The following is a 20972-nucleotide window of genomic DNA, read 5'->3' as shown; positions in this document are numbered from 1 at the left end:
CTCCTTTTTTTATTTATGCATCAATAGAAATCTTATCTATTCTTAGTTTTATTGTTCCGCGAGGGATTGTTATCTCGGCTATATCGCCCACCTTTTTGTTTAAGAGTCCTTGCGCAATAGGTGTCTTAATAGATATCTTGCCCTGCTTAAGATTAGCCTCTGTTTCGCTTACAATGGTGTAAGTCATCTTTGTTTGGTTATCGATGTTGGTCATTTCTACTGTAGAAAGTATCTGTACAGCTTCAGTGCTTAAGCGTGAAGTGTCTACTATCTTAGCTTCGGCTAAAGTCTTTTTCATCTCAAGTATCTTTGCTTCAAGGTGGCGTTGTGCTTCCTTTGCAGCATCGTATTCTGAGTTTTCACTTAAATCGCCCTTATCGGCTGCTTCTGCTATTGCTGCCGATGCCTTTGGACGCTCTACGGATTCAAGTTGTTTAAGGTCTTCAACGAGCTTGTCATAGCCCTCTTGTGACATGTATGCCATAATTATTTCGTGTTATATATATTAATTCTACTTGTTTTAAACAGATATAAAAATAAAAGAATTCCAACACGTATTGCTTGCTGTCAGAATCCCTATAAATCTTTTTACCCATAAAATGATGCTACAAAGTTAGGCAATGTTTTTTATATAACCAATAGTTTATAGTTTTATTTACTTATTATTATTTTTTTTAGATAAAGTGCTTTTGTTCAGATATAAATGTTTAATTTTGTGCGCATTAATAAAACATAAAGCTATAATATCTCTTTATGTTATGATATAAAGAGTAATGTGTAAGGTAATGGATTTTTTTTTCAGTGTATATATGTATAAGCTAAAACTATATGGTGCGTTATGTTCAAGCACAGGTTTAGCTTGCCTAAAAGGATTGGGTAAAAAGATATATACATTAGGTGTATTGTTAATATTAGTTATTACCCCCCCCGTTATTTAACTTTTTTTACCATTTTGCGGCTAAAAAGTGCTTCTTCTTTGGTCTATCCATAGGTCAGAGCAGGGCTGTATTGTCGTGTCTCTGGATATGTTATGTTTAAAAAAACATCTCTTTTCTTTTGCAAAAAGGATAGGTTTTAAGCTCTTAAAAAGGCTAAGGGTTATGCTTTATAGCTTATGTATTACGTATAAATGCTTATATAAAAATATTTCATTACAAAATAATAATTTTTCTTATTTAAAAAAACATGCATAAAGACAGTAAAAAAAAGTGTTTGTATATACCTCCTACCTGTGAGGTAATAAAGATGGAAGCGTCTAATATTATGGAGGCTTCGGGTAACTTGGAAGGTTTTCATTATGACGGTACTTTGAACGGAGATGAAGGAGATGGCCCACAAAACTCTGGTAATAGAAGTGCTGAAGAAGAAAATAATATAATACATTATATAAAGAAATGAATAAAATGCAGATACTATTAAGACAGCAAACAATGGTTAAAACATTAGGGATAATGATGGTTTTGGCAGTTGTTAATATCATGTTTTCTTCATGTACCGATGAGGGTATAGCTGGGAAAACTAAGGTTTCAAACAAAGTAGAGGGCAAGGAAAGCATTGAGCTTGCACAGTCTACTGTTTCTATAACAGCAGATGCGGGAATGCAGTTGCCTGATGTAAGTAAGCCTATAGACCCTACTATAGAGCCAACAAGCCGTGCTGTTTTTCTAAACGAGAAATATATGCCTTTAGCAGAAGGTTCTGAGCTTAAAGCACGAGTTTTTATTGTTAAAGCACCTAAAGACGCAAGAAAGAAGATAGGTAGGAGCGATGCCATTGACCCTAAAGATATTATTTTAGGTGCTGGAGATCTGGAATGGGATACAAAACAAACTATGCCCGGTGGTGGTGTGAGGTTATATTCTACAAAGGAAGTAACTTTTCACTGGCTAAAAGGTAATAATAAAGTGAATATTAAGAAGGGAGAAGACTGGTATATATGTGGTATTATAGGAGGAGAATATAGTAAGCTTTACGATGAAGCGCGTAATGATCCTCAATATGATGAGGCTACTCGTAAGCTTGCCGAGCAGCTTTATTATTTCTTTGTAGACTTCGATCCTAACCATTCGCCTAAGCATAACACTATAGATAGTAAAGGACACATACAGGTAACAGCACCGTTTACAACGGGGTGGACTAAGTTAGACATAAAAGAAGACAACAAGATAAGCTTGCATCAGTGGAACTTTAAACCTATGGGAACGCTGTTACATTTTCGTATTAAGCGCGATGAGAGCTTGGTGCCACTTGAGGCATGTAGATATAGCTTTGCCAGCTCGCAGCTTACAGCTAATGGCGGATTTCTTATGATGCCACAAACTATGATTAGAACAATGGACAATGACTTAAACGAAGATTACAAAGCAGGGGTAGACTGTGAGATACGCCCATGGACTAACAGCATAGTAGGTAACTTTTACTGGAATTATGTAAACGATATGCGTCCGCATTTTAATAACACTTCCAATCAGACGGGATACGAAGAAAGTAAACATGCTAATGATTGGGGTCCTGCTATATATGAGTATAGATATACCTTTGATGCAAACGCTATGCGTAAAAATAACAAAACTGGTTATGACGACTTTTATGTATGGGGTATGCCTGTGCCTCACACAGAGCAGATAGGCACCTCACAGATGACTGCCGAGCGTGGAGGCTTTATGCTTGGTTGTAAGCAGAAAAAAGGTGGAAAATACGATTATGCTAACGAATGGCTTTATGCAGCTAAAGAGCGTGAACTAAAGTCGGGGGAATATAATATTTTCGACTTTAAGCAAAAGCAAGGAAAAGCCTTCTTAGTAGAGCTTGGAGTATGCCGCCCACGGTATAGCACTATGGAAGGCGAAAAGCTAAAATATCCATGGGCAAACCCTCTTGAGCGTCTTGCTGTAACTAATAGCCGCACAGAGGGTAAGGGCTTTCATGGAGATAACCTTCAGCATACTAATGAATATAATGATGGGTATGTATCTGATTGGTCAGTTAAGGGTGGGCAGTTTAAGACGCGCTTTGTAAAGAAAAACAGAAACTATCTGCCTGAAGGTTATCATGTACCAAGCGGTGAGGAGTTTGGAATATTCTTTCCTAATATGCTTACAAGCATATATGAAATGAAATTGTATAAAGACTTTGTAAACTATCCTGATATAAAGTCAGCACCTAACCCATACTATGAGCTATATAGCCCTAACGAAGACGACACAAGAGATTTTATTGTTGCTACTAGCAAAAATCCTAATGATGATGAAGACAGGTATTGGCAAACCAAACCATTGTTTTATGGCTACTATATGCATAACCCTAAAAACCCTCTTGAGTTTTATGCTATACGTTTTTGTGGAGACAACAAAGAGGCATCAAAGATAGAGAATAGAAACCGTAGCATCATAGGTAACCGTTACAGGTGTGTGTATCGCTGGCGTGTGCTTGATGCAGGAGGTAATAGCTTAAGCGACGATAAGCAAGGTATGCGTATTGTTGTGCAGAGCCGATGGATAGGGCATGCTAATGTTAGCGTAAAAGATATTATAGACGAGCGTTGGTGGGGTAAGTGTTCGCCGCAGAACCCTTTATATAAGGCAGATTGTTACCGTGTGTTGCCTGCTGTGGGGTATCCGTATGTTATATCAGGTATTTGGAGCATTACTTACTTCTCAAGGACGCGGTGGCTTTATGATAGATACAGCAATGATGATGCCGATCATAATATAAGTTTCTGTTATAGAGCTTATAATAGGGACGGATTTGTTCGTAAGCATTGGGATAAAGCTTCGCAACACTATGGTGTACGTTTGGTAACTGATATGGACACTTACGAGTTCGGACCGCTTGCGCCACGTAACAGTCAAAGAGATATGTATGAAGGCGGACTTATTCATCGCCCAGAAGACGATGGGAGAAGTGATTGGACTTATCCCGTAAAGAAGAAATAACCATTTTTAATAGTTAGCGGTATGGTAAAAGAAGATATGTGCTTTTTAGCTAAAAGAAAAGCTATGATTATCTTTCTTTTTACAAACCGTTAGCTATAAACGAACAATAGAAGAGCATTTAAGAGGAAGGAAAATAAAGATAAAAAAGAAAAATAAGTTATTTTTATACTAAAAATAACTTAAAAATGCTTTTAAAATAATTTATTTTTCCTCGCTAAACCTTTCCTTTTACTGCTTTAACTTTTGCCTTTTACAGCTTTAAGTGTAGGCTTTTTTCTCGGAAAGGTTGTTTTATAGGCTTTATAAGGCTTTAAAGAGAGATTTAGGTTAAAACAACGAAAAGGGCTAAAACCATATATAGGTTTTAGCCCTTAATCATAACATCTGAGAAATGTTTACTGGAAACAAACAACAATATGTGTGCTTCTTACTTTCTATCTCCTAAAAAGCGTAATAGGTATAAGAAGAGATTAACGAAGTCGAGGTACAGACTTAAAGCTCCGATGAGAGCTACTTTTTGTGCCTGCTCGTTAATATCGCCTACTAAAGATAGCTGTTTTTTAATGTTCTGTGTGTCCCACGCTGTTAGTCCGGTGAAGATTAATACACCAAATGCGCTAACTATGAGGTCCATCATAGAGCTTTTTAGAAAAATATTAACCACACCTGCTATTATAAGTCCTATGACAGCCATCATGAGAATGCTGCCCAAGCGCGATAAGTCGCGTTTTGTAGCATATCCTATAAGAGCCATAGCACCAAATGTTCCTGCTGTGATAAGGAATGTTTTTGTTATAGATGCTATGTTATAAGCCATAAATATCCAGCCTAATGTAGCCCCATTGATAATAGAAAACAATATAAACCACATTGTAGCGCTTTGCAGTGATAGCCTGTTTATGCGTGCCGATACATAAAAAACAATGCCTACCTCAATGATGGCACATATTAAAATGGGCATTCTGCTTGTGTAAAGCATTTGCATCATGGCAGGCGACGTGCTTAAAAAGTAGGCTGTGATGCCTGTTATAACAAGTGCCATGGTCATCCATGTAAATACTTTGCGCATTAATACCGGCATAGCTTTTTGCATAGCAAGATCGCGCTCTCTTGTGTTAGTTTGAGTAGAAAAGTTGTCAAAATTCATGTTAGCTCTTATTTTTATTTATGTTATTATTTTACATCAGCATATAGCTGACATGCTTTATTTTATTTTATATCATTGATAATATTACAGATACGAACAAAAGGTGTACCATATTATGGTTTTAGGTAAGGTTTTGTGCGTGTTTTTTGTTAATTTTCATTATAGTAATTTAATAGTTAGTCTGTTATCTTTAGAAATGCTTTTTCTGCAGCTTTTTGCCCTCTTAGTGGGTTGCCTCCCACCAATGTGTGTTTTTTATAGTCTTTAGGGCTACAGGGTGTGTTGTAGGGTCTGATATGGTTAAGCCGCTATAATCTTCTACAGGTATATACTTTTCATTGCCTCCGTATAAAACGCTCAAAAGCTCTTTTGTAGAAGTAGATGCTATAACGGTGCTTTGTAATGTTTGACGGAAGGCAGAAAGGTCCTTTTCAGATGGCTTCATTTGTTTTACATACGATAAGATGTCAAAGAAGATAGTAGGCTCAAATCCTCCTAACTTCTGAATATAATCTTTCTGGTTATCTTGTATTGTATATTTATGGTTTAGCTTTTTCATCTGTTCTGCTAAAGGCTCAGTCTTTGAACAGTCTATAACAGAAAGTGCGCCATAAGGAAAACGATATGTATCGAAAAACTTTTTAAAAGAGCTTACTACCTCTTTATAGTTTGGCTTTTCAGGGTTAAGATGAGCATACATATCTTTGTAAGGCATACCTACGGCAAGTATCTCGCTTGTGCTTGCTATGAGATAACGGGTAACGTCTTTAAGAGCATAGGCAGTTTCTACATTTGCCATATAGCAATTGTCAAAGAGCAGGTATTGTAGCTTTATACCAGCTTGTTTTATACCACGGGCAATATCGTCTACGTCCATAGCATACTCTTTGTCAGAAACACTACCTATGAAGCGTGTCATTGTAAATAGTGGTGCTTTCTGTGTGTTTTTTATAGACCTGCGAGCGCGGGTAGGATATTTTTCCCATGCGTCTTTTGCTGTCCACCCTGTGCCGTGTCCACCTATAATGAAGCCGTACTTTGTTTTGCTGTCTGCGTTAGTGTAAGTCTTAACTGTAGAAAGCAGCGAAGCAAGCCCCTTAGAGGTGTTAAAAGAGTATGCCGAGGTATAGGTTTTTACAATATTCTCTTTAACAGCTCCATCTTTATATGTTAATAGATAAAGTTCCGATTCTTTTGCCGACTTGCTTAGAAACACCATTATCTTTAGACCATTAGCAATGCCACCTTCTTTTTTTATTCCATCTTCAATACCTTTTATGTTGTTTTTAAAGTCTTCTAACAAGCCCGCGTAAGTATTATCGGCATTGCCAGTCCATGGCATATATACTATTAAGACACTTGAGGTAAAGGGATCGTTACCAAAGTGTGTATCTTCTTCATCTGTCTTACAACTTATTACGATTACTACTGCTATAAGAAGTAATAATAAGTGGTATAAATATTTTTTTTTCATTATTTTTGTTTCAGTGTGCTGCTTAGCTTTATATTACTTAAGGCAAAGTTACATTGTTATTTAGAATAAAATTGTGAAAATATGAATTTAAAAGGAACTTTAACGAAAATATTCTTTTTTCGTCTTCATACACTTGTTTTATAGTGTGCGTGCTTTATGCATAACGTGTCCTTATATATAGGCTTTATAGTTGTTTTTTTTAGTGGAAATAAAAGAAAATGGTTTTTATTGCAAAAGTATTTGTTTTTATGCAGTGTTTTATATAGTTTTGTATAGGAAAAGAAACGGTATGAATATTAGAAGATGAAGGTAAAAAAAAGCAGATTAGAGGCTTTGAGGCTTATTATCTCAAGTATGGAGCTTGGGTCTCAGACAGATGTGCTTAAAGAGCTTAAGAAGAGGGGTTATAAGCTTACCCAAGCTACATTGAGCAGAGACCTAAGACAGCTAAAGGCAGCAAGGGCTGCCTCACATGATGGTAAGTATGTGTATGTTTTGCCTAATGAGACAACCTATAAGCGTGTATCTACACCGTTATCTACTGGCAAGCTCTTACAGCAAGAGGGGTGCTTGTCTTTCAGTATGTCGGGGCAGTTAGCAGTGTTAAAGACGCGTAAGGGATATGCCAGCGCATTAGCCTGTGATATTGATTCGGCTCATATAGATGGTATATTAGGCACGATAGCAGGCTATGATACCATATTTATAGCTATCAGAGAAGGTATGTCTAAGGAAGAGATAAAAGGTAAGTTTGCTTTAATCATACCAGACATTATTCATGAGGTTTAGTAGCTTACGGCTTTAAAAGTATATATTTTTACGTTAAAAAGGAATATGGATTTATTATTAGACGCATCATGGAAAGAGGAGCTTAAAGAGGAGTTTATGAAGCCTTATTTTACAGAGCTTTATAAAAAAGTGCAGCAAGAGTATGAGCAGTACACCTGTTATCCGGACAAGAGCCTCATCTTTAATGCTTTTAACCTGTGCCCTTTTAGTAAGGTTAAGGTAGTTATTCTGGGGCAAGACCCTTACCATGGGCAAGGGCAAGCTATGGGGTTAAGTTTCTCAGTGCCAGAGAGTGTTAGTGTTCCGCCTTCTCTAAGAAATATTTATAAAGAGATATTAAGTGATGTAGGTAGCCCAATACCTTTATCTGGCGACTTGACACGATGGGCAGAGCAAGGTGTTTTATTGCTAAATGCCACGCTAACTGTGCGTGCGCAGAAAGCAAATAGTCATAAAAAGATAGGGTGGGGCATGTTTACTAATGAAGTAATAAAGATATTAAGCCAGAGAAAAGAGCATTTGGTCTTTATGCTTTGGGGCAGGTTTGCATGTTCTAAGAGAGCTTTTATAGATACTACTAAGCATTGTATTTTAGACAGTTCTCACCCTTCACCATTGTCAGCAAATCGTGGAGGGTGGTTTGGTAAGCACCACTTCTCACGTTGTAACTTATATTTAAAGAGTAACGGTATAAAGGAAATAAGATGGTAAGTAGAGATACTTTTTCGGAGCAGATAGTTCTGGTGGGTAATGTTTATGTCTCAACTAAGCTGTTTACAGTAAACTTTTGTTGCGATTTAGATAGTTGTCATGGGCGTTGTTGTGTGGAAGGAGAGTCTGGCGCACCTGTAACAATAGATGAGGTAATGGAAATAGAAGGCTCTGTAGACGATGTTTGGAAGGATCTTTCAGCATCTGCACAGACAGTAATAGACAAGCAGGGTGTGGCATATACTGATATAGATGGCGACCTTGTTACAAGTATAGTAAACGGAAAGGATTGTGTGTTTACCTGTTATGATAAGGAAAACTGTCTATGCTCTTTAGAAAAAAGGTACAGGGAGGGAAGTATTAGTTTTGTTAAGCCCATATCATGTGCTCTTTATCCGGTAAGGGAGAAAGACTTTCATGACGGTACTTTTGGTATAAACTATCATAAGTGGGATATATGTAAAGATGCTATAAAGAAGGGTGAAGCACTTCAGCTGCCTCTTTATAAGTTTTTGGAAGTGCCTTTAAAAAGGCGTTTTGGTGTAGAGTGGTATGATGAGTTGTCTGCCATAGGCGAGCAGATACTTTTGCTGTAAGCAAGTTAAAAAGACAAAAAAGGCGTAATGACGCTTGCCTCTTCTAAGAAGCTCCAAGCATCATTACGCCTAACTTTCCACCATTATATAAAGCTACTGTTTTGTTATTAAATAAAGTAAAAACTATAAATAAGGTTTTTGTTCTTATTATAAGATAGCAGCTTTTTATAAGTCGTCTATAAGTGCAGTACTCTTAGCATACGCAGTACTCTTAGCTTCAAAGAAGTCTGTCTTTACCATATTAGCATTAGAGTATTGTGCTACCCATTGCATATCGGCAGGCTCTGCCTGATTATCTTCAAAAAGATAATCGAAGCCTAAGCTCTTCCAGCGTAAGTTTCCAAGGTAACGTATGTAGTCGTAGACCATCTGCTGAGTAAGCCCTTGTACATCATTACCTATAACATACTGCCCCCATGCTATTTCTTGCCTTACCCCCTCGCGCATCATCTCTTCATATACTGCTACTTTTTCTGGTGTAAAGAGGTCTGGCTCTTCTTGTTTTAGCTCTACAATGATATTACGAAATAGCCATAAGTGGGTGTTTTCATCACGATTTATATAGCGTATTTCTTGTGCAGAGCCTGGCATTTTACCATTTCTACTTAAGTTGTAGAAGAACATAAATCCGCTGTAGAAGTATATTCCCTCAAGTATAAAGTTAGCCACGCATGCTTTCATAAGGCAAAACTTATCACGATTGGCCTGAAACTCATTATAGCAGTCGCCAATAAAAGTGTTACGACGTAGTAGATGTTCATCGGTTTTCCATTGATAAAGAATATCATTTCGTTCCTCTGGTGAGCATATTGTGTCTAACATATAGCTATAGCTTTGGCTATGCACACACTCTTGAAAGGTTTGTATGTGTAAGCATAGGTTTACCTCATTGGCTGTGATATATTCGCTTATAGTAGGGAGGTTATTGCTTTGCAAAGAGTCGAGGAACACTAAAAAGCTAAGAATCTTATCATAAGCCTTGCGCTCTGCAGCAGGTAAGTTGGGGTAATCTTTTATATCTTGTGCCAAATTAATTTCTTCTGGAATCCAAAAGTTGTTCATAGCTTGTCGATACCAGTCGCTCACCCATGAGTAGCGCATGTTATTAAAGTCGTTAAGATTAGTGGAGTTGCCCCCTATCATACGACGTAATCTTAAGTCTGTGTCGCCTTGTGGATTAAATAAGGCGTTACGTTGAAGTTTAGACATATTAATAAAAAAATGAGAATTTAATAATTTGATAATGTAGTTTTAATGATTTGCAAGAGCATAAAAAGTAAAAGTAAAAGAGTCTTCAGTTTTTTTACTTATGATGCGCAGCTTTCACATTCTTCCACTTCTAACGACTTGCTCCTAACATAGTATATTGTTTTCACACCACATTTCCATGCTAAAAGGTATAAGTTAAGCACTTGCCTCATAGTGTAATCGTTTGTTATATAAAGGTTCATGCTTTGTGCTTGGTCTATATGTCGTTGTCTAATGCCTGAGGCACGAACGCTCCATTGCTGGTTAATGTAGTATGCACCTTTATACATCCAGTAAGTTTTATCAGACAGTTCTGGTGCTACACGAGGTAATATAGCTCCTTTTTTCTCTTCGAGGAAGAAGCGTTGCATGATAGGATCAAGCCCTGCTGTGGTACCTGCTAAAATACTTGTGCTGCTTGTAGGTGCTACAGCTAAAAGATAAGCGTTGCGCATACCTTGTGTTTGTACCTTTTCTTGTAAGTGTTTCCATTTATCGCTGCGGTAATCGCGTTTTTTAAAGTAAGCTCCTGTTTGCCAGTCGCTACCATTGAAGTATTCGTAGCTGCCTTTTTCTTTGGCTATATCAGAGCTGGCCTTTATAGCTGCGTAATTGATAGTTTCAAACACTTCGTCCATAAATTCTAAGTGGCGATCGCTTTCCCATTTTATTCCTCGTTTTGCTAAGGCGTGATGATAACCACTTACCCCAAGCCCTATGCTACGATAGCGATGATTAGTAATTTTAGCAAAAGGTACTGGGTAAAAGTTGAGGTCGATAACGTTATCTAAAGCTCTTACAACGGTGTTAATCTTATCGCACATAGCGTCTTTATCCTCTAAAGGTAGCCTGCCTAAGGATAGACTGGCTAAGTTGCACACAACAAATTCGCCGGGCTTAACGGTAGTTACTACCACCTTATCGCCATTTTCTGTTTTCACCTCTTGGCTTATTTCTTCTATAGGTGCCATGTTTTGTGCTATCTCTGTACAAAGGTTAGAACAGTAAATAATGCCTTTATGACCATTAGGATTAGCGCGATTAACAGTATCTCTGTTAAAAGTAAATGGTGTACCTGTTTCTACTGCCGAACGTAGAATAAGCCTGATAAGGTCTTTTATGCTTATAACACGGCGTGAAAGGCGTGTGTCGTCTATGCATTCCTGATAGTGGCGTTCCCATTCTTCGCCATAGAAGTCTTCTAAAGCATATCCTTTAACACGTAAAATCTCATTAGGACAGAATAAAACCCAATTCTGATCAAGGTTTTGTTCTGCCATGCGCCAAAACAAGTCAGGGTAGCATACGGCAGGGAAGATGTCGTGAGCCTTCATACGATCATCACCGTTATTTGTGCGCAACTGTAAAAATTCAGGAATATCCTTGTGCCAAACATCTAAATATACAGCCACTGCACCTTGTCGCATACCAAGCTGATCTACAGCTACAGCGGTGTCGTTTACCAATTTCATCCAGCGTATTACTCCACCTGCAACACCTTTAAAGCCACGAATATCACCACCTGTGGCACGTACTTTACCAAAATACATTCCCATACCACCACCAAACTTGCTCACTTGTGCAAAGTTGTCAATGCTGCGATAAATGCCGATAAGGCTGTCTGGCACAGTGTCTATGAAGCAGCTTGATAGCTGATGGCTTGGCTTACGAGCATTAGAGAGTGTAGGAGTGGCCATGGTTACTTCCAGCTTGCTTAGCAAGTCGTATATTTTTCCTACCCAAGAGAGTCTGTTTTCCTTTTCGGGCATTGCCAAATGCAGGGCAATACCCATATACATTTCTTGTATGCGCTCTATTATTTTATGATCGAAAGTGCGAATGAGGTAACGTTTAGATAGAAGGTCTAAACCACTATAATTGAAAAGGTAGTTACGACTGTTATCCATTCGTTTTTCTGCCCATGCTATATCTTCTTTAGAATAGTTTTCTAAAATATAGCCACCATATAACCCTTCATCTGTAAGATAGCGTATCTTGTCATAAAAAGAACTAATCCCCAGCTTACGTTCTACCTCGTCTATGTTACGATTTATCTGAAAGCTAAGCAGCCTACCTGCTATCATCTCCCATTTAGGACATTCTGCAGTGGTAAGTTCTACGGCAGCTTTGATAAGAGCATTCATCTTTTCCTTTTGTGTCATTAAAGGTTTAGAGAAGCTCATAAACTTATCTGAAAGTAATGTTACGCTATATTCTGCACTACGAAAGTCTTGCCTAATACCATTGAGGACTTTTTCTATCTCATTATCACCAATATTAAAAGCAATGTTTTTTATATATTTGCGTTGTTCGTTGCGTTGCCAACGAAAGAGAATATAGCTTTTAGCTTCATCGAAAAACCCATGTTTCATTAATGTCTTCTCAACACGGTCTTGAATACTTTCTACATCGCGCTTGTCGGTGTTCTCTTTTATGAAGCACTCTACCTCTAAAGCCATCTCTTCTATTTCTTTCTGATGCCCTGTATTTTCGGTGCTTATAAAGCTTTTACTTATTGCTATTATTATTTTAGATGGTGTGTAAGCTTCTATGCTGCCATCTCTTTTTGTAATGTTCATTATAATAAAATCCGTAAAAAATGTATAAAAGAAGAGCTATTTTGCGCTACTATATGGTATCATGGCTAAAGCATCGGCTATTTTTTCTACACCTTCCTGTAGTGGCCCTGCTACCATGCCTTTTGCAAAAAAAGGAATATTGGCGTCTATAGTAAGCTTTATTTTAGATGAAGAATCGTCTGTAGGGAGTATTTGTATCCAAAAATTAAAAGATAAGGGCGAGTTTTCACTGGCAAACTTTATAGTTTTAGGTTCATCACGCTCAATGATGCGCATGGATATTTTCCCAACAGGGTTTACAGATATAGATATTGTATCTTCATCGAAGGTAAGATCCTTTAGCTTATCATCAGGGATCTGGCTCTTTATACGTTCTATATTAGTTAGATTGCTTAGCATATTATACACATCTTCTTGTGGATAAGCAATCTGTTTTATACTACTTTCAAATTTACTCATTTTATTTATTCCAATTAGAAGGGTCTTTACGCCAGTTGTTTAATAGCGCAACATCACCTTGTTTTATATATCCTGTTTCTAAAGCTTTTTCTACTACATGCTCATAATCGGTAAGAGTAACAAGCTCTACACCAGCTTCTTTAAATGCTTGTTCTGCTATAGGGAAACCATAGGTGTAAGAAGCCACCATACCTACTACCTTTAATCCTGCTTCACGTAGAGCAGCTACAGCTTTTAGAGAAGAGCCACCTGTAGAAATAAGGTCTTCTACTACTACCACTTTCGATCCTTTAGGAAGTTCGCCCTCTATTTGATTTTTCATACCATGGTCTTTTGGTTTAGGGCGTACGTATGCATAAGGTAAAGCCAGCTCTTGTGCCACAAGCATACCTTGTGCAATAGCCCCAGTAGCTACTCCTGCAACGGCAGAGGCTTCAGAGAAGTGTTTTAAGATGGCATGTACCAACTCTGTTTTTACAAAGGAGCGCACATCATGATAAGATAATGTTTTACGGTTATCGCAATAAAAAGGAGATTTCCACCCACTGGCCCATGTAAAAGGGTCGTTTGGTTGTAACTTGATGGCTTTAATACTTAGGAGCTTTCCTGCAAAAACTTTCTTTAGATCTTCCATAAAATGAATTATAAGTGATTGTTTGTATCTGCAAACTTACATATTTTTTTTGAGATAGCTCTCCCTTTTATCTTCAATCTTATGTATTACCTTTTATTTACAATTTATAATAAAAGCATTTAATATGGGTATAGTTAAAAAATAAAAGTTTATTAACGATAACGTTTTCTTTTTATAATATATCTATAAGGACAGGCTTTTATATGTTATGTTTTTAGGAGCAGATGATATTAATCTTTAGCATATCCCAGTCCGCAGATGCTTAGTTTTACCCCTTCAGCCTTTAGTAGCTCTTTGCTTATCGCAGTAATAGTAGCTCCCGTGGTAATAATATCATCTATAATAAGCAGATGTTTGTTTTTTATTATCTCTTTATTAAGCAAGGTAAAAGCGTTCTTTACGTTTTCATTTCGCTGCCAACGATCGAGTTTTGTTTGGCTTTGTATGAAAACATCTCTACATATAACATTGTTTAATATAGGTATATTTACTACATTGCTTATCCCCCTTGCTATCATTTGGCTCTGATTGTATCCTCGCTGTTTATACCTATATTTGGAAATTGGAACGGGAAGGAGAGCGTCTATTCCTTCGAAGAAGCCATTATGAGTATATATCTTAGCTATAGTCTCACCAAAAAAAACACCTATATCGGGACGATCGCCATATTTGAGAGCATAGATAGCATTACTTATTTGGGTATGATGTTGATAAAAAAGATATGCTACGCAGCGTTCAATAGGTATTTTACCCCAAAAACATCTTGCCAACTCATTGTCGTAAGGTGATAAATAGTAATTGGTTCGGTTAAAATGTAATGTACAAGTAGCACAAATAACATCTTCAGAAAGGCTTAATCGCTTTTTGCAAACACAACATTCACGTGGAGCTATTAGGTCTATTATGCTCGACCATATATTAAAGTTCTTCCTCATCTATAACAGTATCAACACATTGTTTAATTAAATCGAAAGAGAATCCTTTGGAAAGACCATACTTTATTAGTTTTACGGATCGTTCGTAGTCGTTATTAGCATTAATAGAGGGGTATTTGTTTTTAAGTAGTGGACGTAGCACGGTGAGGTATTCTTCGTTTGGTATAGCATCGAGGGCAGGCGTATATATCTTACTATCTATGTGCTTTGCCCACAGTGCTTGTTCTATTTTGCGTCTTCCCCATTTATTATACTTTATTTTATCACTTATAAAAGCCTTAGTATAACGTTCGTCATTGATGTATCCATAATCAAAAAGTTTCCCTAAGATGCGCACTTTAGCTTCTTCGGAAAGCCCCATTTTGTACATCTTGTCCATTATCTCGCTTGAACAATGTTCAGCTTTTGCACAGAAATTGCCCATTTTTTTTAGAGCTTGTTCTTCTGTTATAGGTTTCTTTTGTATCATAAAAAAAGAGTAGCTTTTATAAATCGTTTTTTATCAAACTGGTCGTTCCTGTATTGTATCATTGTATAGCCTATATCTTCGAGCATGTTTTTTATATCATTAATATATAAAGGATTAGTTTCAAAATAAAGAGAGCCTCCTTTTATTAAAGCTGATTTTCCAATATTAGCAATGGCTCTATAGAAACGTAAAGGGTCATCGTCAGGTACAAATAGTGCAATATGTGGTTCATGTTTGAGTACATTATCAGACATTGACGTATGCTCTTTACAGCAAATATAAGGAGGATTGCTTATAATAACATTCCACTTTCTTTCACTTACATTTACATTGAAAACATCTTGCAACCGGAAATTTACCTTTCCTTTTAAGGCGGAAGCGTTTTCTTTAGCAATAAGCAAAGCCTCTTTGCTTATATCCCAAGCTGTAACATTACTATGTGGAATATCGAGCGAAAGGGTAATTGCTATACATCCACTTCCGGTTCCTATATCCAAAATTTTTATATTATTAGAATCTAATAAGTTACAAGCAGTAGTACAACAATCTTCTTTCACCCATTCTACAAGTACTTCAGTTTCTGGGCGTGGTATTAATACTCCAGAGCGCACATGAAAGGATCTACCTAAAAAAGTTTCTTTACCTAACACATATTGTACGGGTTCGAACGATTCTATACGGTGTATTAATTCCTCGAGTTTTAGCCGTTGTTCTTGGGATAATTCATTAACTTTGCCTATAAGAATATCAGCAAAGGAAAGATTAAACTCCTCTTCTAAGATAAGTCTGATAATGGCTTGTGCTTCACGTGGATTGTATAAAGGGGTTAGCCTTTGCCAAAGATGTTGATATTTCATAATGGCAAAGTTATAAAAAATAACGAAAATGGAATTAAAAGAAATCGATGAAATGTACATGCGGCGCTGTTTGCAGTTGGCAAAGAATGGCATGCTATTAGCTAAACCTAACCCGATGGTGGGAGCTGTGATAGTGTCGGATAATGGTAGGATTATAGGTGAAGGTTATCATATATGTTATGGAAAGGAGCATGCGGAAGTAAACGCTTTTGCTTCTGTACGAAAAAAAGACGAACATTTATTATCTAAAAGTACGATTTATGTAAATCTCGAACCTTGTTCGCATTTTGGTAAAACCCCACCTTGTGCAGATCTTATTATAAAAAAAGGAGTAGGCAGAGTAGTGTGTGGCTGTATAGATCCTTTCTCTGTGGTATCAGGGAGAGGTATTCAGCGTATAAGAGAAGCAGGAATACCTGTAAGTGTGGGTGTTTTGGAGCGAGAATGCTTAGCACTTAATAAGCGTTTTATAACGTTTAACACAAAAAAGCGTCCATATATAATATTAAAATGGGCACAAACAGCTAATGGATTTATAGGCATAAAAGGAGATGTGCTTAAGATTTCTACTTCGTTTACTAAAATGCTTGTTCATAAGTTGCGAGCAGAAAATGATGCAATAATTGTAGGGAGAAACACTGAAATGTTAGAGCATCCACAGCTTAATGTACGAAAGTGGTGGGGGAAGAGTCCTTTAAAAGTAGTGTTGTCATCTACTTTGCCTGAAGCTATTCACGATATACCTATTCTATTGAATGAGTTATACAGAAGAAAGTGTCAAAGTGTTATTATAGAAGGTGGTGCTATGACTTTAGAAAACTTTATTAAGAATGATTTATATGATGAAATAAGAGTAGAAGAGTCGTCATTAACAATAAAAGAAGGAATTAAGGCTCCGCAACTTCCTACAAACATAAGAGTAGTGAAAAAAGAATATTTTGATAATGTTATTACTACTTATAAACGATAAGTGTTTCATTTTCTAATAGTAATATTTATCTTATGCTTTGATAAATAAGGAAAGAATTAATCGTGGTATATCTTTTGATTTCCAAGTAAAATTATTATCTTTGTAGCTTGTTAAAGCAGTAAAAATATTTCTAAGATATACAATGCAGGCAATGATATTTGCGGCGGGTTTAGGTACTCGTTTAAAGCCCCTTACAGAAACAATGCCCAAGGCGTTGGTGCGAGTGGGCGGTAGAGAGCTTCTTGATAGGGTTATCGTGCGGCTTAAGGACTCTGGTGCGACTCATATAGTGGTGAATGTGCATCATTTTTCAGAGCAAATAATAAATTATTTATGTGTTCATAATTATGGAATACGTATAGATATATCCGACGAAACTGAGCAGCTCCTTGATACAGGTGGTGGTATTAAGCGAGCTGCTTCTCTTTTTAGTAGAGAAGAACCTGTTTTAATACATAATGTAGATATATTGAGCAATGTAGATTTAACAAAGTTTTATAACAATGCTTCTAATAGTGCTGCTGATGCTTTGTTACTTGTTAGTAGTCGTAAGACTGAGCGTTATCTTATCTTTTCTGAAGATATGCGTCTTATGGGTTGGACAAATTTGTCTACTTCTGAAGTAAGATCGCCTTATGCAGAGCTTCAAGGTTTATGTTTTAAGTCTCCTTGTGATAGCGTTGCTTTAGCTCATGGCTATCGGCTTTATGCTTTTTCGGGTATTCATGCGGTGTCATCTTCAGTCTTTGATGTGATGAGGCGTGAAGAAAGTGATGTTTTTCCTATAATAGACTTTTACTTACGTCATTGTCGTGAGCTTTGTTTCCGTGGCGAGGTGAAGAACGATCTAAAGCTAATTGATGTAGGAAAGATAGCATCGCTTGATGATGCAGAGCTTTTAGTAAAACAGTTATAGTGTATGTGGGCTTATAATAATATTTCTTAAATATAAGCTTTCTCTTAACAAAAACAAAACAAGATATGCAACAAAAGATTATCATTTTAGATTTCGGTTCACAGACTACCCAGCTTATAGGTCGCCGTGTGCGCGAGTTGGATACCTTCTGTGAGATTCTTCCTTACAACAAGTTTCCTAAAGATGACCCCTCTGTTATAGGTGTTATACTTTCAGGTTCCCCTTATTCAGTGCATGATCCTGAGGCTTTTAAGGTAGATCTTAGCGATTTTATGGGTAAGATACCTGTGCTTGGTATATGTTATGGTGCACAGTTTATTTCTCAAGAATGTGGAGGTAAGGTGGAGCAGACGGGCACTCGTGAATATGGTCGTGCTAATTTGGCTACTGTCAATACAGATAATGCTCTTTTTAAGGGGTTCGATGAGCATTCTCAAGTGTGGATGTCGCATGGTGATACAATAACAGCAATTCCTGTAGATTGTGATATTGTTGCATCTACTGCTGATGTTAAGTATGCTGCTTATGCCTTTAGGAATATACCAGTATGGGGGGTACAGTTCCATCCTGAGGTATATCATTCTTTACAAGGTTTTGAGTTACTTAAAAATTTTGTTGTAGATATTTGTGGCAGTAAGCAGAGTTGGAGTGCAGCATCTTTTATAGATACTACTGTAGAGGAGCTTAAAAACCAGTTGGGTAATGATCGTGTTATATTAGGTTTGTCAGGTGGAGTAGATTCTTCAGTTTGTGCTGTGTTGTTAAATAAAGCCATAGGTAGTAACCTTACTTGTATATTTGTCGATCATGGTATGCTCCGTAAGAATGAGTATAATAAGGTTATGGAGGCGTATAAAGGGTTAGGCTTAAATGTAGTGGGGGTTGATGCTTCGGATAAGTTTTTTAATGATCTTCAGGGAGTTACCGATCCTGAGCAGAAGCGTAAGATTATAGGTCGTGATTTTGTAGAGGTGTTTAACGCAGAGGCTAAGAAAATTACCGATGCTAAGTGGCTTGCTCAGGGTACTATATATCCAGATAGAATAGAGAGTTTAAGTATCACAGGAATGGTAATAAAGAGTCATCATAATGTGGGAGGTCTTCCTTCTGATATGCATTTGCAGCTATGTGAACCTCTTCAGTGGCTTTTTAAAGATGAAGTTCGTCGTGTGGGGTACTCTTTGAATATGCCTGAACGTCTTATTAAGCGTCATCCTTTTCCAGGTCCTGGATTAGCAGTTCGTATATTGGGTGATGTTACTCGTGAGAAAGTTCACATCCTTCAAGAAGCCGATGATATTTATATAGAGAAGATGTATAATTATATTATGGCTGATGGATCGAGTCTTTATGATAATGTTTGGCAAGCAGGTTGTGTGCTGTTGTCTACTATTCGTTCCGTAGGTGTTATGGGTGATGAACGCACGTATGAGCATCCGGTAGCATTACGTGCTGTAACTTCTACTGATGCAATGACAGCCGATTGGGCTCATTTACCTTATGACTTTTTATCTGATGTTTCTAATGAGATAATCCGTAAGGTAAGAGGAGTAAATAGAGTTTGTTACGATATCTCTTCAAAGCCTCCTTCGACAATAGAATGGGAGTAGACTATATAGAAGGAAAATATTATTTTAAAAGTAATGTATCTTGTTTATATCTTTGTACAAAAGATGTTAAAGCTACGGTAATATTAAGATATGTTACTTGCATAAATATATGATAAGATGTACTTTTGTAAAAAGTTTTTTTAGTGGTTAATTTAGTTTTAGTATTTATTCCTTGGGTGATGTGATATCAGCCAAGGTTTTTTTTAATATGGGTATTAAGCAGAAAAGTAGAAAAGATAAGTATTATTAGCGTAGTAATAAATAATATGAAAAAAAACAATCGTTTTTCTTTTTTATTCTTATCTTTGTATTCAAAATGACAATAAGTTAGAATATGGAAATACAAGAAAGATTTATTAATTATACTAAGTTTGATACTCAGTCTGCAGATGAGTCGGATACTATACCAAGCACTTTGAAGCAGCTCGTCTTTGCTAAATATCTAAAATCAGAATTAGAGAAAGAGGGATTAAAAGACGTAGAAATGGATAGTATGGGTTATATTTATGCCACTTTACCATCTAATAGTAAGCGTAAGATCCCAACAATAGGTTTTATATCTCATTATGATACAGCTCTTGATGCAAGTGGTGCTAATGTTAAAGCTCGTATAATAAGCAATTATGATGGAGGTGATATTCGTTTGAATGATGATATGGTGTCTTCACCTTCACGTTTTCCTGAGTTATTAGAGCATAAAGGTGAAGATCTTATAGTAACTGATGGCACAACTCTTCTTGGTGCAGACGATAAAGCTGGTATTGCAGAGATAGTGCAAGCAATGTGTTATCTTCGTGATCATCCTGAGATAGAACATGGTGATATTCGTGTTGGGTTTAATCCTGATGAGGAGATAGGAATGGGCGCTCATCATTTTGATGTAGAGAAATTTGGTTGTGAATGGGGTTATACCATTGATGGAGGTGATATAGGAGAATTAGAGTTTGAAAATTTTAATGCGGCAGGAGCAAAGCTATTGATTCATGGTAGAAGTGTTCATACTGGTTATGCTAAAGGTAAGATGATTAATGCAAGTGTATTAGCATGTGAATTTCAGTCTATGATACCAAAGGATGAGCTTCCTGAAACGACAGAAGGTTATCAAGGTTTTTACCATTTGTTGGGTATTGAGAGTCGTTGCGAAGAGGCTACTTTAAGTTATATTATCCGTGATCATGACCGTCAGCGTTTTGAGGCTCGTAAGGCATTCATAGCTTCTTGTGTAAAAAAGCTAAATGCAAAGTATGGTGATGGCACTGTAGAACTAAAACTTACCGACCAGTATTATAATATGAAGGAAAAGATAGAGCCTAATATGCATGTTATTGATCTTGTTCTTCAGGCTATGCATGAAGCAGGTGTAGCTCCTAAGGTACAGCCTATTCGTGGTGGAACAGATGGTGCACAGTTGTCTTTCAAAGGATTACCTTGTCCAAACATATTTGCGGGCGGTGTTAATTTTCATGGACCTCATGAGTTTGTTTCCATTCAGGTTATGAAGAAAGCCATGGAAGTTATAGTAAATTTATGTCGTCTTACAGCCGATTATAATGCTTAATAATATTTTATTATAGAGAGAGAGCTTCTTTTTTATGTATAATGAGAAGTTTCTCTCTTTTTCTTTGAAAAACATAAGAACATAT

Annotated in this window: 19 protein-coding genes; 9 read left to right on the top strand and 10 right to left on the bottom strand. The window is 36.9% G+C overall.

All coding sequences use genetic code 11. The features are described from left to right. Window positions 1-13 precede the first annotated feature (13 nt). Window positions 14-484: a transcription elongation factor GreA gene (gene greA, locus AC1DCD_RS01315; protein WP_036855038.1), complete on the bottom strand. Its 471-nt coding sequence runs from the start codon at window positions 482-484 to the stop codon at window positions 14-16. A 701-nt stretch (window positions 485-1185) separates the two neighbouring features. Between greA and AC1DCD_RS01310 the strand changes: the two genes are divergently transcribed. Beyond that, window positions 1186-1398 carry a hypothetical protein gene (locus tag AC1DCD_RS01310; RefSeq protein ID WP_464639427.1) on the top strand — a complete coding sequence of 71 codons (213 nt, stop codon included), beginning with the start codon at window positions 1186-1188 and terminating at the stop codon, window positions 1396-1398. Then, entirely contained in the window at window positions 1395-3935 is a 2541-nt protein-coding gene (locus AC1DCD_RS01305) for a hypothetical protein (protein WP_464639425.1), read from the top strand. The genes AC1DCD_RS01310 and AC1DCD_RS01305 overlap by 4 nt, the downstream gene beginning before the upstream one ends. Window positions 3936-4362: 427 nt before the next feature. Here the strand turns inward: AC1DCD_RS01305 and AC1DCD_RS01300 are convergent, their stop codons facing one another. Beyond that, window positions 4363-5082, bottom strand: coding sequence for a Bax inhibitor-1/YccA family protein (locus AC1DCD_RS01300; protein ID WP_308532509.1), 720 nt, complete (start codon window positions 5080-5082; stop codon window positions 4363-4365). Window positions 5083-5305: 223 nt separating this feature from the next. Beyond that, window positions 5306-6556 carry a clostripain-related cysteine peptidase gene (locus tag AC1DCD_RS01295; RefSeq protein ID WP_464639423.1) on the bottom strand — a complete coding sequence of 417 codons (1251 nt, stop codon included), beginning with the start codon at window positions 6554-6556 and terminating at the stop codon, window positions 5306-5308. A gap of 303 nt (window positions 6557-6859) precedes the next feature. On the opposite strand from AC1DCD_RS01295, the gene AC1DCD_RS01290 reads away from it, so the two are divergent. From AC1DCD_RS01290 to AC1DCD_RS01280, 3 genes are read left to right on the top strand one after another with little or no spacing between them, the layout of a single operon-like run. Further along, window positions 6860-7345, top strand: a complete 486-nt coding sequence (locus AC1DCD_RS01290) for an arginine repressor (RefSeq protein WP_019035860.1) — start codon at window positions 6860-6862, stop codon at window positions 7343-7345. 45 nt (window positions 7346-7390) lie between these two features. Next, on the top strand, window positions 7391-8056 hold the full coding sequence (ung, locus tag AC1DCD_RS01285) for a uracil-DNA glycosylase (RefSeq protein WP_464639421.1): 666 nt from the start codon (window positions 7391-7393) through the stop codon (window positions 8054-8056). Continuing rightward, window positions 8050-8652, top strand: coding sequence for a DUF3109 family protein (locus AC1DCD_RS01280; RefSeq protein ID WP_019035862.1), 603 nt, complete (start codon window positions 8050-8052; stop codon window positions 8650-8652). Before ung ends, AC1DCD_RS01280 begins: the two co-directional genes overlap by 7 nt. Before the next feature lie 165 nt (window positions 8653-8817). Here the strand turns inward: AC1DCD_RS01280 and AC1DCD_RS01275 are convergent, their stop codons facing one another. The 7 genes from AC1DCD_RS01275 to prmC all read right to left on the bottom strand — a co-directional run bounded on the left by AC1DCD_RS01275 (window position 8818) and on the right by prmC (window position 15833). Then, window positions 8818-9861, bottom strand: a complete 1044-nt coding sequence (locus AC1DCD_RS01275) for a ribonucleotide-diphosphate reductase subunit beta (protein WP_008448011.1) — start codon at window positions 9859-9861, stop codon at window positions 8818-8820. 98 nt (window positions 9862-9959) lie between these two features. After that, complete coding sequence (locus AC1DCD_RS01270; protein WP_464639418.1) at window positions 9960-12479, bottom strand: ribonucleoside-diphosphate reductase subunit alpha; 2520 nt, start codon at window positions 12477-12479, stop codon at window positions 9960-9962. Window positions 12480-12515: 36 nt separating this feature from the next. Continuing rightward, entirely contained in the window at window positions 12516-12938 is a 423-nt protein-coding gene (locus AC1DCD_RS01265; protein WP_008447938.1) for a polyketide cyclase, read from the bottom strand. Between the two features lies 1 nt (window position 12939). Next, window positions 12940-13572 carry an orotate phosphoribosyltransferase gene (gene pyrE, locus AC1DCD_RS01260; protein WP_008447963.1) on the bottom strand — a complete coding sequence of 211 codons (633 nt, stop codon included), beginning with the start codon at window positions 13570-13572 and terminating at the stop codon, window positions 12940-12942. Window positions 13573-13802: 230 nt separating this feature from the next. Next, the gene (locus tag AC1DCD_RS01255; protein WP_353585509.1) at window positions 13803-14507 is read right to left on the bottom strand and encodes a ComF family protein; all 705 of its coding nucleotides are present in this window, start codon (window positions 14505-14507) and stop codon (window positions 13803-13805) included. Beyond that, window positions 14491-14976: a regulatory protein RecX gene (locus AC1DCD_RS01250; protein WP_019035863.1), complete on the bottom strand. Its 486-nt coding sequence runs from the start codon at window positions 14974-14976 to the stop codon at window positions 14491-14493. Before AC1DCD_RS01250 ends, AC1DCD_RS01255 begins: the two co-directional genes overlap by 17 nt. Continuing rightward, window positions 14973-15833, bottom strand: coding sequence for a peptide chain release factor N(5)-glutamine methyltransferase (prmC, locus tag AC1DCD_RS01245; RefSeq protein WP_464639415.1), 861 nt, complete (start codon window positions 15831-15833; stop codon window positions 14973-14975). The genes AC1DCD_RS01250 and prmC overlap by 4 nt, the downstream gene beginning before the upstream one ends. A gap of 28 nt (window positions 15834-15861) precedes the next feature. Here prmC and ribD point away from each other — a divergent pair, with 28 nt between their 5' ends. The 4 genes from ribD to pepT all read left to right on the top strand — a co-directional run bounded on the left by ribD (window position 15862) and on the right by pepT (window position 20887). Next, complete coding sequence (ribD, locus tag AC1DCD_RS01240; protein WP_464639413.1) at window positions 15862-16803, top strand: bifunctional diaminohydroxyphosphoribosylaminopyrimidine deaminase/5-amino-6-(5-phosphoribosylamino)uracil reductase RibD; 942 nt, start codon at window positions 15862-15864, stop codon at window positions 16801-16803. Between the two features lie 142 nt (window positions 16804-16945). Then, window positions 16946-17719, top strand: coding sequence for a sugar phosphate nucleotidyltransferase (locus tag AC1DCD_RS01235; protein ID WP_036855003.1), 774 nt, complete (start codon window positions 16946-16948; stop codon window positions 17717-17719). 65 nt (window positions 17720-17784) lie between these two features. Next, window positions 17785-19329, top strand: a complete 1545-nt coding sequence (gene guaA, locus AC1DCD_RS01230) for a glutamine-hydrolyzing GMP synthase (RefSeq protein ID WP_008448068.1) — start codon at window positions 17785-17787, stop codon at window positions 19327-19329. Window positions 19330-19663: 334 nt separating this feature from the next. Then, window positions 19664-20887, top strand: a complete 1224-nt coding sequence (gene pepT, locus AC1DCD_RS01225) for a peptidase T (RefSeq protein ID WP_008447947.1) — start codon at window positions 19664-19666, stop codon at window positions 20885-20887. The last annotated feature ends 85 nt before the right edge of the window (window positions 20888-20972 follow it).

The organism is Prevotella sp. C0209C1 (assembly GCF_056583855.1).
Note: the sequence above shows the minus strand (reverse complement) of the source record. Positions and strands in the feature narration are given on the sequence as shown.

Bases quoted from the DNA above. Each gene is read 5' to 3' on its own strand.
- AC1DCD_RS01265 (WP_008447938.1), bottom strand. From the start codon at position 12,938: ATGAGTAAATTTGAAAGTAGTATAAAACAGATTGCTTATCCACAAGAA.
- AC1DCD_RS01270 (WP_464639418.1), bottom strand. From the start codon at position 12,479: ATGAACATTACAAAAAGAGATGGCAGCATAGAAGCTTACACACCATCT.
- greA (WP_036855038.1), bottom strand. From the start codon at position 484: ATGGCATACATGTCACAAGAGGGCTATGACAAGCTCGTTGAAGACCTT.
- prmC (WP_464639415.1), bottom strand. From the start codon at position 15,833: ATGAAATATCAACATCTTTGGCAAAGGCTAACCCCTTTATACAATCCA.
- AC1DCD_RS01255 (WP_353585509.1), bottom strand. From the start codon at position 14,507: ATGAGGAAGAACTTTAATATATGGTCGAGCATAATAGACCTAATAGCT.
- pepT (WP_008447947.1), top strand. From the start codon at position 19,664: ATGGAAATACAAGAAAGATTTATTAATTATACTAAGTTTGATACTCAG.
- pyrE (WP_008447963.1), bottom strand. From the start codon at position 13,572: ATGGAAGATCTAAAGAAAGTTTTTGCAGGAAAGCTCCTAAGTATTAAA.
- AC1DCD_RS01290 (WP_019035860.1), top strand. From the start codon at position 6,860: ATGAAGGTAAAAAAAAGCAGATTAGAGGCTTTGAGGCTTATTATCTCA.
- AC1DCD_RS01300 (WP_308532509.1), bottom strand. From the start codon at position 5,082: ATGAATTTTGACAACTTTTCTACTCAAACTAACACAAGAGAGCGCGAT.
- AC1DCD_RS01235 (WP_036855003.1), top strand. From the start codon at position 16,946: ATGCAGGCAATGATATTTGCGGCGGGTTTAGGTACTCGTTTAAAGCCC.
- ribD (WP_464639413.1), top strand. From the start codon at position 15,862: ATGGAATTAAAAGAAATCGATGAAATGTACATGCGGCGCTGTTTGCAG.
- AC1DCD_RS01310 (WP_464639427.1), top strand. From the start codon at position 1,186: ATGCATAAAGACAGTAAAAAAAAGTGTTTGTATATACCTCCTACCTGT.
- AC1DCD_RS01305 (WP_464639425.1), top strand. From the start codon at position 1,395: ATGAATAAAATGCAGATACTATTAAGACAGCAAACAATGGTTAAAACA.
- AC1DCD_RS01295 (WP_464639423.1), bottom strand. From the start codon at position 6,556: ATGAAAAAAAAATATTTATACCACTTATTATTACTTCTTATAGCAGTA.
- AC1DCD_RS01280 (WP_019035862.1), top strand. From the start codon at position 8,050: ATGGTAAGTAGAGATACTTTTTCGGAGCAGATAGTTCTGGTGGGTAAT.
- AC1DCD_RS01250 (WP_019035863.1), bottom strand. From the start codon at position 14,976: ATGATACAAAAGAAACCTATAACAGAAGAACAAGCTCTAAAAAAAATG.
- ung (WP_464639421.1), top strand. From the start codon at position 7,391: ATGGATTTATTATTAGACGCATCATGGAAAGAGGAGCTTAAAGAGGAG.
- guaA (WP_008448068.1), top strand. From the start codon at position 17,785: ATGCAACAAAAGATTATCATTTTAGATTTCGGTTCACAGACTACCCAG.
- AC1DCD_RS01275 (WP_008448011.1), bottom strand. From the start codon at position 9,861: ATGTCTAAACTTCAACGTAACGCCTTATTTAATCCACAAGGCGACACA.